The following is a 12,926-nucleotide window of genomic DNA, read 5'->3' on the forward strand; positions in this document are numbered from 1 at the left end:
GCCGAATTCCGCTACGGCTGGTCCACCGCCCCCGGCCCGGAACCCGCCGTCGCGGGCACGGGGCCGGCCCATCTTGAGGAGAAGTACATGAAATCCGCAGCGATCCGTGTCGCCACCGTCTCCGCGGCCACCATGGTGCTGGGCCTCATCCCGCTGGCGGGCACCTCGTACGCGGCCAGTTGCAGCGGCACCGGCTGCGACAACCTGGGGCCCAGAGGAACGGCGTGCGAGACGGCCGATGTGGCCACCCAGCGCACGATCAACAACAACGAACGCAAGGCCGAGCTGCGCTGGTCGTTCGGCTGCCAGGCCGCATGGGTCCGAGTCACCGACAACTCCAGCAACTCGATCTACAACTCGACCGGCTACATCGAGAAGTACGACTCGTCCGACAAGCTGATCCGCTCCCTGAGCGTCGCCATCCCGCACAACGGCAGCGACTGGTCCAACATGCTCGGCGGCAGCGGCTACTACTACCGGGTCTGCATCAAGTTCCAGGGCAACGAGTACCCGATGACCTGCAGCACGAAGTTCTGACCCCGGGCCCCGGGCCGCTGCCCCGGGGCCCGGGTCCACTGAGCCCGGAAAGCCGCCGGCGGGCGTCACGCCCGCGACGGAACGCGGCCCCGACCGGCGCGGGGCGCACGGTCCCCCCGTACGACGGGGCGCGGCCGCAGGGGAACTCCCACGGCCGCGCCCCTCCGCCGGGCCGTCGGCCCGGAACCGGGTCAGACCGTCGCCGGCCGGGCGGCGGCTGCGGTCGGCGGGGCGGCGAGGCGGCCCGTCCGGTGCAGTCGGCGCAGAGCGGCGGCGCAGGCCAGGCCGAGCACGGTGAGCGCCGCCCAGGGCAGCGCCGGCATTCCCGCCTCGCGGGCGGCGTCGAGCGCGGCCCCGGTCAGGAGGTTGCCGAGGGTGATGCCGACTCCGCAGACCGTGTTGTAGAGGCCGTAGTGCGTGGCGACGAGGCGGTCGCCCGAGAGCCGGACGACGGTGTCCATCTCGAAGGGGTAGGCGATCATCGTGCCGACGGCGAGGAGCAGCGCGGACAGGACCGGCGGCGCGGCGGCCAGCAGCCACCGTCCGGCCCCGCCGTCCGGTACGGGCACGGCCGTGGCGGCGAGCGGCGGCAGGAAGGCGGCGCCCATCGTGAGCAGGCCCCGGGTGAGCGCGCGGCCCGGATCCAGGCGCGCCCGGCACCACGCGGTCACCCGCGTCTGGTACAGGATCGTGCCGAGTCCGGAGACGACGAACAGGGCGGCCACGGCGGCCGTGCCGAACGGGCCTTCGCCGCCGAGCCGCCGCACCTCCAGCGGCAGCGACAGATAGATCTGGAACGACAGGACGTACGAGCCGGTCATGGCCGCGGAGAACAGCAGGAACGGGCGGTTGGCGAGGATGCCGCGCCATTCGGCGAGGACGCCCCGCCCGTTCCCCTCCGCCGTCTCCGTCGCCCGACGGGCCGGCAGGGCGCGGATCTGCACCGCCCCCAGCGCGGCGAAGACGCCCGCCGCGACGAGGCACGTGGCCCGGAAGCCGACGCCGGTCAGCACCATGCCCACCAGCGGGCCGAGCAGGATTCCCGCCTGGTAGAAGACGTTGAACAGGGCGAACGCCTCCACCCGGCGTTCGCCCGAGTCGAGGGCGAGACAGGCACGGGTGGCCGGGTTGAACAGGGCGCCGGCCAGTCCCGTCGCCGCGGAGGCCGCGATCAGCGCGGGCACGGAGCCCGCCAGCCCCAGGGTCGCGAACCCGACCGTGCGCAGCACGAGACCGGCGATGATCACCGGCTTGTAGCCGAACCGGTCCGCGAGCGTGCCGCCGACGAGGAACATGCCCTGCTGGCTGAAGTTGCGGACGCCGAGGATGAGCCCGACCAGCCAGCCCGCGAGCCCGAGGGGCCCGGCGAGATGGGACGCGAGGTAGGGCATCAGCATGTAGAAGCCGAGGTTGATGGTGAACTGATTCACCATCAACAGCCGTACGCCTCGTTCGTACGAGCGGAACTGCGCGAGCGTCGTCCTCATCGGCCCCGCCCCTCGGACCCGCCCGCGCGAGCGGCGGTCCGGGCGGCCGGTTCGTCGCCGGTGAGCGTGAGCGGGTCGACCACGGCGGTGCACCGGGTCCAGCGGGTGACCTCCTTCTCGCCCAGCCGGCCGATGACGTCCGGTTCGGATGCGGGCGGGGCGGCGAGGAGGCCGTGGGCGGCGCAGTAGTCGTCGTCGTACACCGTGCCGAGGTAGCGCTGCGGGCCGTCCGGGAAGACGGCCGCGATCCGGGTGCCCTCGGGGAGCGTGCGGGCGAGCCAGCCCGCGACCAGGGCGACGGCGCCGACGCTCCAGCCGCCGGTGGCGTAGTGAGAGGCGGCGAGCCTGCGACAGGCCCACACGGCCTCGCCGGGGGCCACCCAGTGCACCTCGCCGAACTGGTTGTACGCGACGTTGCGGGGGTAGATGCTCGATCCGAGCCCGCGCATGAGACGGGTCCGGGCGGGCTGGCCGAAGATCGTCGAGCCGATGGTGTCGACGCCGACCAGGGTCAGGTCGGGGTACAGGCGGCGCAGGATCCGGGAGACGCCCGCCGAGTGCCCGCCGGTGCCCACGCTGCACACCAGGATGTCGATGTGCCCGAGCTCGGTGGCGAGTTCGAGGGCGAGCGGGGTGTACGCGGTGGTGTTGTCCGGGTTGTTGTACTGGTCCGGGCACCAGGAACCGGGGTACCGGTCGAGGAGGTGCGCGACGCGGTCGCGGCGGGCCTGCTGCCAGCCGCCGGCCGGGTGCGGTTCGGCGACGACGTCGACCCGGGCCCCGTACGCGGACAGCAGCCGCGTCATGGACGGTTCCAGTCCGGGGTCGGTGACCAGGGTGACGGGGTGGCCGTACACCAGGCCGGCGAGGGCCAGGCCCAGACCGAGCGTGCCGCTGGTGGACTCGATGACGCGGGCGCCGGGGCGCAGCTCGCCGCGGGCGCGGGCCCGTTCGACCATGTGGAGACCGGGGCGGTCCTTGATGCCGCCGGGGTTGAAGCCTTCCAGCTTGGCCCAGAAGCCGCGGCCCGCCGGGGCGAGCGGCTCCGAGACCCGGAGCAGCGGGGTGTTGCCCACCAGCCCGGACAGCGCGGACCGGGTGGACAGGGTGGACGGGGCCGGCCGCCCCGGCCGGGCGGCGCCGGTGAGGGGGACGGCGTCGGTGAAGGGGTCGGCGTCGGTGAGGGGGATGGCGTCGGTGATCGAGGAGTGCATGTTCCGCTCTCGTTTCGGTGATGCGCGTCTGAGGGTCGTCCGTCGGGCAGCCGGGAAACGCACGGCTGCGAGCGGGACGGCCTAGATGCGCCACCGGCAGACCTTGGTCCGCGTCGAGCGGCCGGAAGCGGTTATGTCCCCATGGGCCTCGGACGGGACGGGAAGCCGCAGCACGGCGTACGGGGCCGGGGCCTCGCCGCAGGACACGGCCGACGCGGCGGGGTCGGCCGCCTGCCGGGCCGAGAGGTCGAGTTCGGGGCCGAGACGGGGCCCGGTGCACCCGGCCCGGTGCTCGTGGTGGGAGTGGCGGGGCGTCTGGTCCTCGGCGTGATCGGGGCCGGTCGTCAGGGCCGCCGCGGCCGCTGGGACGCCTCCGGCGACGCGCCGGTGCGCGGTGTCGCCCAGCGGCGGGAAGCAGTGGGCCACCGCCAGCAGGACGACGCCGACGACGGCGACGAGTAAGCGGCTGCGGGAGTGGCGGGGCACCGGTCCTCCGGGCGGGCTGTCCTTTTTCGGCCTCTCGGGGGCCCGGGGACGGAGCGCGCCCCCTCGCCCGCCCCGGGAAGCGTGCCGACCGGCCGTTCTCCCGTGGAAAGGCGATGACGCGGGCGTGACCGGGCCGTGATCACGCCATCATCTTAGGCGCGCATACGCGAAGGACCGGAATTGCGCGCGGCACACGGCGTGAACAAATCGCGCAGAAAATCGATCAGTTGTCCGGCCCAAATGTTCGACCACCTGTCCGCGCCGAGCAGACAGAGGAGGGATCCACCGTCTGACCAGGCCTCGACCGCCGAGCGACAGGAGAATTCGCGCCTGCTCGAATTCCCCGTCCCGGCAGACGCGGGCCCATGCATACGGAAATTCACGGGGAGTCGGGGAAAGGACGGCCGAATGCGACGCCCCCTTCTCGCGCGCGGGCGAGTTTCACACCGGTTCTCGTGCCCGGGGTCGGAGCCCCTGGACGCAGCGAGCCCCGCCGTGCGCGACCACCGGACCGACAGGGCCAGCCGCGTGCGCGCCCGACCGGGCGGACTCCGCTCGCGGCTTCCCGCCGCGGCCGCGACCTCCTCCCTGCCGGCTCATGACGTACCCCACACAAGAAAAGTCCAATTTTCAACATATTTCCAGGTACCGTCTCCCTCATCCCTTGCGGACCGATATAGCCGGACTGTCGCCTCTCCGGACCGTCGCCTCTCCGGACCGTCGCCTCGCAGGCCCGACCGGCCGTGGCACGAGGCCGGTCGGAGAGCAGGACCACGCACGGACGGAGGCGCGCCGACGGCCGGTCCCCCGGGGGACGCATCACCGTTGTGGATCAAGCAGGAGCCGAGCATGACAGCACATGTCCTCGCGCGGGGCCAGGCCGTCGCCGTGCGCTGGCGGGACGCGGGCCTGGCCTGGTGGCCGCCGCACGCCCTCCGGTCGGCACGGCCTGCGGCGGTACGCGCCGCCAAGGCCCTGCTCGCCGCCCTCCTGGCCTGGCAGACCGCCTCCTGGTGGTTTCCGGGCGAACAGCGCTACCTCACCGTGGCCACCGCGCTGGCCATGGTCGGCGCGCCCACCGTCTACCGGTCGGTGACGCAGGCGCTGCGCAGTGTGGTCGTCCGGGCGGCCGGGCTGTCGGTGGCCGTGGCCGTCGTGTGGCTGCTGGGCCCGGCTGCGGGAAGCGCCGCCGCCATCCCGGCGGTCGCGTTGGTCGTCGCGGGCCGACGGGGCTCCGACAGCCGTCTGCAGATCGCCTCGACGGCGGTACTGGCCCTGGCCGCGGCGACGGCCGTGCCCGTGAGCCATGCGGTCACCCTGACCCTGGCGACGCTGACGGGTGCGGCGGTGGGAATCACCGTGAACGCCCTCGTGCTGCCGCCCCTCCATCTGAACGCCTCCGGCTCCTCGGTGCGCGGCCTGGCCGCCGCCATGGGGGAACTGCTCGTCGACATGGGCCGCGGCCTGCGGGAACGGCGGCACGCCGACCGCGCGCGCACCTGGCTGGAAAAGGGCAGACGCCTGGAGGACCTGGCGGTCCGGGCGTACGAGGACGTCCGCGAGAGCCAGGAGAGCCTGCGCTGGAACACGCGCTGCGTCGTCGTCCGGGGCCGCCGCGAACCGACGGGCCACGACGAGGCGCTGCGCGCTCTGCACCGGATCACCTTCCAGGTCCGCGGCATCGCCCGGACGCTGGCCGACACCGTCGACGACGGCCGCACCGGACGCCGGCTGGGCCAGACGTTCCTCGACCGGTACGCGGCGACCCTGGAGGCGGCGGGCGGGGTAGTGGCGTGCTTCGCCTCCCCCGGCCCCGCCGACGGCTCCGCACGGGACGACGCCCGCGAGCGACTGCGCCGGGCCATCGACGACGCCGCCGCGTGGCACGCCCTGATGACCGGCGAGATCGAGCGGGGCACGCTGAGGGAGCCGGGCTCCTGGCACGTGTACGGATCCCTGATGACCGACGCCGAACGCCTGCTGGCCGACCTCGACCGTGCAGCCCGCCCCGCCACACCCCCGCAGACGCCCCGCCCGTAGCGGAGGACGCCCCACGGGACGTTTCGCGGAACGTTTCGCGGAACCTTTCGTGCCGAAGGCCTCGCGCCGAGGACCGCCCTTCCCAGCCCGGGCGACCCGCGTGTCGCCCGGTTTAGCCTCGGCCTTTCACGAGCCAGCCTCTCCGGGGCTTGATCGAGCGGATGGGTAGCGGCTCCGACCTGCAACGATGGGGCTTGCCTGAGTCCTGTCGGCTGCCAGGAAGGAGGCACTCTCCAGGTGAAGAAGCGCGGGCGGGCGTGCCCGTCTGTCCGCTGTAAAAGCGCTGGTCGCGGGTGCGGGCTGTGCGGGACCCTGGGTACATGCCTCGACGCCTCATGTTCGTGCAGCTGAAGTCTGGTTATGACACCGACCGTGGACCCTCGTGGATCGGGTGGGTGGACTTCTCGAAGACTTGGAGCACTGCGTATTTTCAGGGAAGGACATTGCGCCGGGCAGGCGGGATGTTCGACGCGAACTTCTACGACACGCAGACCAATGAGGAGTTCTGGGTCTCCGGACCGAAGCGGGACCGCTGCGACACCCGCTATGGCCCGTCCAACCCGGAAGTCGAGCCGGATGCCGTTGAGACCTATCACGCGTTCCTGGATGGCGCGGCCCTGCCAGGGCGGGAGAAGGGCTGACCCGAGCTCCCCGCGAGTGAGCTTGTCCGGGTCTTGGTCAATCAAACGGAGAGTGCCTCTGACCTGCGACGATAGGGCTTGTCTAAGGGCTGTCCCGTAATCCCTGGCGGGCGCGCGACGACGGCTGCGGCACCTCGCCGCTTTGCCGGAACGCCCACATACATCCCGTATGCGGGCACCCCTCCGCCTTGCGATGCACCACACCCGACGCCGCGCGCTGATCCACCACGGATTACGGGACAGCCCTTAGGGTCCAGTCGCCGCAGGGAAGAAGCACTCTCCAGGTGAAGAAGCGTAGTGGGCTCTATCCGCGCGTCCGTGTCCGGGGCGGTGGGGCTGGTGCTGTCTCGCAGGCCGGTGGGGTGCTGCTGGTGGAGACCGTCCGCCGGATTGGCCCGGACACAGCATTGTCGACGGCGCTGGATCCGTGGCGCAGGCCGCGGGCGGTGCACGACCCCGGGAAGGTCCTGCTGGACCTCGCACTGGCGGTCGCGCTGGGCGGGGACTGTTTGTCCGAAGTGGCCATGCTGCGGGCCGAGCCCGACTTGTTCGGCCTGGTCGCCTCCGATCCCACCGTCTCCCGTCTGGTCGACACGCTTGCCGCGGCCGGCCCCCGGGCCCTGGCCGCCGTGCGGCAGGCCCGTGCCGAAGTCCGCGAGCGAGTCTGGAGCTTGGCCGGTGACGCGGCGCCGAATACGGCCGATGAGGTGGTCGTGGACATCGACGGCGTGCTGGTCCAGGCCCACTCAGAGAAGCAGGACGCCGCCGCCACGTGGAAGAAGACCTTCGGCCACCACCCGCTGTTCGCGTTTGTCGACCACGGCCCAGGTGGCTCCGGCGAACCGGTCGCGGGCCTGCTGCGACCGGGCAACGTGGGCAGCAACACCGCGAGCGACCACATCGCCGTCGCCCAGCAGGCGCTGGCCCAGCTTCCGAAGAAGTACCGGCGTGGACGGCGGACCCTGATCCGCACCAACTCCGCCGGTGGCACCCACGACTTCCTGAACTGGCTCACGCAGCGGGGACGGCGGCTGTCCTACTCGGTCGGGATGGTCATCACCGATGCCATCCATCACGCCGTCCTGCTCGTCCCCGCGTCCGCCTGGACGCCCGCGACCGAACCCGACGGCAACATACGCGACGGCGCGTGGGTCGCCGAACTCGCCGGCGATGTCCTCAAGGGCTGGCCGAAGGGCATGCGGCTGATCGTCCGAACGGAACGGCCGCACCCCGGCGCCCAGTGCGCATCACCGACGCCGACGGCATGCGGATCACCTGCTTCGCCACCAACGCCACCGGTGCCCCGACCCCGGCCCTGGAGCTGCGGCACCGCCAACGCGCACGCGCCGAGGACCGCATCCGAGCTGCCCGCGACACCGGGCTGCGGAACCTGCCCCTGCACGACGCCTCCCAGAACCGCGTCTGGCTGGAGATCGTGTAACTCGCCCTGGACCTGCTGGCCTGGATGCCGATGCTCGCCCTCACCGGCGAGGCGCGGCGCTGGGAGCCCAAGCGCCTGCGACTGCGGCTGTTCTCCACCGCCGCCCAGCTCGTCACCACCGGCCGCCGCCTCTGGCTCCGCCTGGCCCGCCACTGGCCCTGGACCCAGGTGATCACCGCCGCATTCGCGCGACTGCAAGCACTTGCGGTCCCCGGCTGACCAGCAACGATGTCCTACCCCGACAACCCCCGCCGGAGCCGTGAAACCCGGCGCCCACCCGACGCGACAGCCGGGCCGTCAGCCTGCCCACAACCGCTCCGACAAGCCGAAACGGCCCGCCAGGCAAACCGACGGACCGTCGCGAAAGATCGAGGTTAGTAAATGCCGCGGATCACCGGCGAATACGCGACGACATCTCAAGACGCGAGCCCACCAGCCTCGCCCCCTCCATATCCCGCATACCCCGCGAGTTCGCCGTCGGCAGTAGCCGCCCTGCACCATGAGGCGCCCGCCGCACCTGTCCCTCACCCCTTCTCGCAGGGCCGGGTACAGGCACCTCCCGATCGGCCACTCAGAAGAAAACAGCCGACGGGGCCGCAGAGGCCGGCGCCCGCGACCTCAGCACTCGCCCCTTTTTCCCGGCCGACCGGCCGACCACCATGACCTCGAATACATCGCTCTTCAGCTGACGGCGTTGAATTCCGCGAACCGGTTGTTCCTCAGACGCGATTATTCGCCCGATTGGCGCACTGAGGGCTGTCCAGTAATCCATGACGGATCGATACAGGGGGCGACGCACGGCGTCAGACGCAGCGCACCACAAGGCGGAATGGCGTCCGCATACGGGACGTACGCGGACGTTCCGACAACGCGGCAAGCTGCCGCAGCCGTCGTCGGGCACCCGCCGGGGACGGCGGTACAGCTCTCGATCGCCGGGAGGCCTCGGCAGCCGGGGGAAGAATTCCTCCCGCACCCGCGCCCCAATACTCAATGCGTGCCGAAGAATGTAGCGTGCTGCCCGGTCCCGACCCGGGTCCCAGTCGCGAGGAGCCAGAAATGATCAAGGGGTTCAAGAACTTCCTGATGCGCGGCGACATCGTCGTCGTAGCCGTAGGCCTCATTGTCGCATTGGCCTTCAGTACTTTGATCAAGGCGTTCACCGATTCCGTGATCAACCCCATCATCGCGCGCGCCCAGGGGGGCCGTTCAGTCGGATTGGGGTGGCAACTCGGCCAAGCGGGCAACAAGTCCACGTACCTCGATATCGGCTCCTTCATCTCGGCGGTCATTTACTTCATCATCTTCATGGCCGTCGTCTACTTCCTCATCGTCGTACCGTACAAGCGCTATTCGGTGCGGCACGGCGTGCCGGCCTTCGAAGAGCCGGGGCCCGTCAAGACGTGTCCGGCCTGCCTGTCCGAGGACCTGCCGGCCGCCGCCGTCAAATGTCGGCACTGCGGCATCGAGCAACCGCCGACGACCGGACCATCACGCCCCTGATCGGCTGGTGAGACCACGGCCGTTGGAGCACCGAGCGCATCAGCGGCCCGTCCGGCGGTCGCATCGGCCGGCGGTCACGTCGGCCGACATCCGGACCGCCCGGAACACCCCAGCCCGATCCACCACGCGCTGACACCGACAGGTGAGGGCGAGCATGTCCGGGCTCGCTCCCGCCGCGGCTCGCCGTTCTACGCGACGGGCCGCGCCGCCCCTGATGGGGCGCCCGTTCCGGGGATCGAGAATCCACGTCCTGCGAAAAGCCGCGGTCTTCTTCGCGAAGGAGAGCGATCGATGAACGAGATATACGCGTTCATCGAGGCGGAGAAGACCACCCATGGCGTCGCTTTCCCATGCCGGCTGCTGAAGGTGGACCGCTCTTCCTTCTACGCCTGGCTCACCGCGGCGAAAGCCCGGACTGTCCGCAAGGCGGCCGACGAGGCCCTGGCCCACGAGATCACCGTCATCCACGTCGCCTCCCGGGGCACCTGCGGTGTCCCGCGCGTCCACGCCGAACTGCGGCGTCCGGGACGGCGCGTGAACCGCGAACGGGTCGCCCGCCTGATGCGCGACCACGGCATCCAGGGCGCCCACCGCCGCGGACGCCGGTCGCTGACCCGGCCGGACAAGAAGGCGAGGCTGGCCCCGGACCTGATCGGCCGCGACTTCCACGCCGAGACACCCGGCACGAAGCTGGTCGGGGACATCACCTACCTGCCCACCGGCGAGGGCCGGCTCTACCTCGCCTGCCGGCTGGACCTGGCCACCCGGGAGGTCGTCGGCTACGCCATGGCCGACCACCACCGCGCCTCCCTGGTCGTCGACGCGCTGAAGACGGCCCACGGCCGGGGCTCTCTACAACCTGGATGCATCGCACACTCAGATCGCGGCAGCGAGTACACATCCACTGAAGTCCGACGCGAGATACGCGAGTCGGGGCTGCGGCAGAGCTGCGGACGCACCGGGTCTTGCTTCGACAACACCGCCGCGGAGAGTTTCTGGGCCCTGCTCAAAGAGGAGATCGGCAATCGCGTCCGGCCCGACCGGGCCACCGCCCGCGCCGAGGTCTTCGCCTTCATCGAGACCTTCTACAACCGCCGCCGTCTGCACAAGCACAAGCACAAGCACAAGCACAAGGTCTACGGCTACCTCACCCCGGCCGAGACCAGGCAACAGCATCAAGACGCCCTCGCGGCATAACGAACACGCGTCCAACATCACGGGGAAACTTCAGACCAACGGCTAAACCTACAGCAACAACAACCCGGTCGCCCTCTCCGACCCCACAGGCCTGTGTCCCCGAGATCTCTGCCCGGACGGCGGCCAGAACACCAACAAAGAGTATCCGGGCGCCATCGGCGGCTCGAAATCGGTATCCGGGAAAAGTGGCAAACCGTCCGGCGGCCAGGGAGGGGCCGGGAGGACCAGTAGCTCCGGAAAAAAACGGTGATGGCTGCGACAAAACTTGCCGACGAGGATTGAAAGCCCTCGTCAAGAACGAGAAGCCCGGCCTTCACAAAGAGCTCGCCATTCAGCTGCGAAAATACATACTGGCCACCGCAGGAAACACGCGCCCTTGCGTTTCGGGAGCCTCAGTCAAAAGCGGGGAGGCCGCCGCATGCAATTACCTCACCGGTAATTCTCCGCAGCTTAGCTGGAGGGATATTCTGCTCTTGTGGGCCGACGGGAAAGGAGATGTGAACAACATCTCCTTCGATGACGGAAGTCCACTGACTCAGCAACTCATGGATGACGAACCTCACAATGAGATAATGAGAGAGCTGGCCGAGAAGGTCGTCGCGGCCGACTTCAATGCCCCAGTCGATAAGCTCGGAGGCAATAGAGACCATGTGGACGCGAAGTCGAATGTCGGGAAGGACCTCCTCGGCATGCTGACGAACGGTAGGGCTGGAAATGAAACTCCTACAGCCTTTCTGGGTAGCTACAACATGGAATACCAGGTGATCGCACAATCGAAGAAGCGTCGTAACTTCACGATCGCCTTCGCCTCTTACAACAAGACAGGGGTGGGCTCGCTGACGCATCTCCCCGGGGTAGGGGACATCCCTTCCGGCCACGCTTTCTCCAGCATTGCGCAGGAGTTCTACGGTACGGTGACAGTTCATGTCCGATGATTCAGTCATAGCCCAGCCGATCAGGTCCACGAAATCGCTGACCACGATGGCACGGCTCGCCTCTCTGCTGCTCTTGATCGTGTCGTATGCAGCGTATGTGTGCCAGGCGTTCCCGATTCCGAGTACGCAGGAAGACCTCGTAGGGGCACTCCGGTCGGACAGGCCACCGGCAGTTGAGATCGGGTACGACGATCGTGGGGTGAATCTGCTCTGGGAGACGGCTCCGCTGATCTACCGCGAACTGCACATGCATGTACCGGGTGCGCTCCACGGCAGCAATGATGTGGCCGCTGCGGAGAAAGCGATCGCTGCCAAGGCGGGCGTGCGCGTCAAGGATCTCCCCTTCCGGGACCGGCAGCCGCAATATGAGCCAGGTGGCCTGGCCGTTCTTCTGCCCGTGACCTATCCGCTCTTTCTTCGGTCCACCGTCCTGTGTTGGGCTGTGGTCGTCGTGGGCCTGGCCGTGTTGACCGCGACTTACGCGCTGCCGCGCAGGTACGTGCGGGTGAAGAACCGTGGCGTATGGTTCACCGCCTGTCTGACCACTGGGTTCGGATTCTTCGCTTGCCTGTGGCTCGAACGCTGTGTGGCCCCCGACTCCGGAGAGCCGCCTGAGCTCAAGCCGCGATACGCGTGGGGAGCGTCGCTTGCGACCAGTGTGATCCTGGCGGCGTGCGGATGGGGTTTGGCCCATTTGATGCGGTGGATGCTGGCTTGACCTTCTCATCGGGTCTGCACGGACTTCGAGTTCGTAGCACCCAAGTCTTGGCAGCGTCGGGGACTGGCACGGTTGCGAATGCTCCCTTTCCAGTCCCCACCGCTTCAAACCGTGCGGGCGGTCGGGCCCCGATCCCGGAACTTGGACATCCGAGACACTCGCATTTTGAGTTCAGGAAAACGGGTGTCCCCGGTCACGAAACGCTATCCACCGGAGTTCGCGGCGGACGCGGTCGCGTTGTACAAGTCGCGGCCGGAAACGACGATCAGAGCCGTCACCACCGATCTGGAGATGAGCCCGGGGAGGCTGTGGAACCGGGCCGGCGCAGCCGGAGCGAGCCGACCGGGCTCACCCAGACGGAAGTACAAAGCGGCCGTACGCCACCCTCCGCCTCGCCCGCCCCAGCCTCTGCCACCGGCACCGCGCCGCCGCGGACAGGCCACTCGCCAAGCAGCCGAGACCCGGCTCACCACCCGGACACGGGCTGTCCACCGCGATTCGGACGGCGTTCTACAACGTCGCCCAAGGGCGCCGTCGAGCACCGCAGGACAGGCGAACGCATCAACCGACAAGCGAGGCGCGCATCAGGCGGAGCATCGACCTGGCGGGCGCGAAGCCCGCCTCGACGCGTTCCGCTGGTTGCACCGCTACGACACCCGACGCCGTCATTCTCGCCTCGGACACCGCAGTCTGATCGCCTGCGAGCAACAACCGAAGCAACTTCAACTAA

10 protein-coding genes and 1 pseudogene are annotated in these 12,926 nt (G+C 69.6%); 8 read left to right on the forward strand and 3 right to left on the reverse strand.

Translation table 11 applies throughout. The features are described from left to right. Window positions 1-87: 87 nt before the first annotated feature. Window positions 88-537: a DUF2690 domain-containing protein gene (locus WA762_RS01925; protein ID WP_335932238.1), complete on the forward strand. Its 450-nt coding sequence runs from the start codon at window positions 88-90 to the stop codon at window positions 535-537. 191 nt (window positions 538-728) lie between these two features. Here the strand turns inward: WA762_RS01925 and WA762_RS01930 are convergent, their stop codons facing one another. From WA762_RS01930 to WA762_RS01940, 3 genes are all read right to left on the reverse strand, one after another. Next, window positions 729-2,024 (reverse strand): MFS transporter, encoded by a 1,296-nt coding sequence (locus tag WA762_RS01930; protein WP_335932239.1) that lies wholly within the window; start codon window positions 2,022-2,024, stop codon window positions 729-731. Next, on the reverse strand, window positions 2,021-3,238 hold the full coding sequence (locus WA762_RS01935; protein ID WP_335932240.1) for a PLP-dependent cysteine synthase family protein: 1,218 nt from the start codon (window positions 3,236-3,238) through the stop codon (window positions 2,021-2,023). The genes WA762_RS01930 and WA762_RS01935 overlap by 4 nt, the downstream gene beginning before the upstream one ends. A gap of 81 nt (window positions 3,239-3,319) precedes the next feature. After that, window positions 3,320-3,724 carry a hypothetical protein gene (locus WA762_RS01940; protein ID WP_335932242.1) on the reverse strand — a complete coding sequence of 135 codons (405 nt, stop codon included), beginning with the start codon at window positions 3,722-3,724 and terminating at the stop codon, window positions 3,320-3,322. A gap of 849 nt (window positions 3,725-4,573) precedes the next feature. Between WA762_RS01940 and WA762_RS01945 the strand changes: the two genes are divergently transcribed. The 7 genes and pseudogenes from WA762_RS01945 (at window position 4,574) to WA762_RS01975 (ending at window position 12,196) form a co-directional block, all read left to right on the forward strand. Further along, on the forward strand, window positions 4,574-5,764 hold the full coding sequence (locus WA762_RS01945; protein ID WP_335932244.1) for an aromatic acid exporter family protein: 1,191 nt from the start codon (window positions 4,574-4,576) through the stop codon (window positions 5,762-5,764). 395 nt (window positions 5,765-6,159) lie between these two features. Beyond that, the gene (locus WA762_RS01950) at window positions 6,160-6,405 is read left to right on the forward strand and encodes a hypothetical protein (RefSeq protein WP_335932246.1); all 246 of its coding nucleotides are present in this window, start codon (window positions 6,160-6,162) and stop codon (window positions 6,403-6,405) included. Window positions 6,406-6,689: 284 nt separating this feature from the next. Beyond that, window positions 6,690-8,065: pseudogene (locus WA762_RS01955) on the forward strand (IS1380 family transposase). An 837-nt stretch (window positions 8,066-8,902) separates the two neighbouring features. Further along, a complete protein-coding gene (locus WA762_RS01960; protein WP_335932248.1) occupies window positions 8,903-9,346 on the forward strand; it encodes a large conductance mechanosensitive channel protein MscL in 444 nt (147 codons plus the stop codon). A 234-nt stretch (window positions 9,347-9,580) separates the two neighbouring features. Continuing rightward, the gene (locus WA762_RS01965) at window positions 9,581-10,543 is read left to right on the forward strand and encodes an IS3 family transposase (RefSeq protein ID WP_335932307.1); all 963 of its coding nucleotides are present in this window, start codon (window positions 9,581-9,583) and stop codon (window positions 10,541-10,543) included. Between the two features lie 185 nt (window positions 10,544-10,728). Next, on the forward strand, window positions 10,729-11,478 hold the full coding sequence (locus WA762_RS01970; RefSeq protein WP_335932250.1) for a hypothetical protein: 750 nt from the start codon (window positions 10,729-10,731) through the stop codon (window positions 11,476-11,478). Next, on the forward strand, window positions 11,468-12,196 hold the full coding sequence (locus WA762_RS01975; RefSeq protein ID WP_335932252.1) for a hypothetical protein: 729 nt from the start codon (window positions 11,468-11,470) through the stop codon (window positions 12,194-12,196). The genes WA762_RS01970 and WA762_RS01975 overlap by 11 nt, the downstream gene beginning before the upstream one ends. Window positions 12,197-12,926: the final 730 nt, after the last annotated feature.

Source organism: Streptomyces tyrfis (assembly GCF_037034285.1).
Lineage (GTDB): Bacteria > Actinomycetota > Actinomycetes > Streptomycetales > Streptomycetaceae > Streptomyces.

What these genes read in the sequence shown, in the direction of transcription:
- WA762_RS01925 (WP_335932238.1), top strand. Translation starts at nt 88, where the DNA reads ATGAAATCCGCAGCGATCCGTGTCGCCACCGTCTCCGCGGCCACCATG.
- WA762_RS01930 (WP_335932239.1), bottom strand. Translation starts at nt 2,024, where the DNA reads ATGAGGACGACGCTCGCGCAGTTCCGCTCGTACGAACGAGGCGTACGG.
- WA762_RS01935 (WP_335932240.1), bottom strand. Translation starts at nt 3,238, where the DNA reads ATGCACTCCTCGATCACCGACGCCATCCCCCTCACCGACGCCGACCCC.
- WA762_RS01945 (WP_335932244.1), top strand. Translation starts at nt 4,574, where the DNA reads ATGACAGCACATGTCCTCGCGCGGGGCCAGGCCGTCGCCGTGCGCTGG.
- WA762_RS01960 (WP_335932248.1), top strand. Translation starts at nt 8,903, where the DNA reads ATGATCAAGGGGTTCAAGAACTTCCTGATGCGCGGCGACATCGTCGTC.
- WA762_RS01975 (WP_335932252.1), top strand. Translation starts at nt 11,468, where the DNA reads ATGTCCGATGATTCAGTCATAGCCCAGCCGATCAGGTCCACGAAATCG.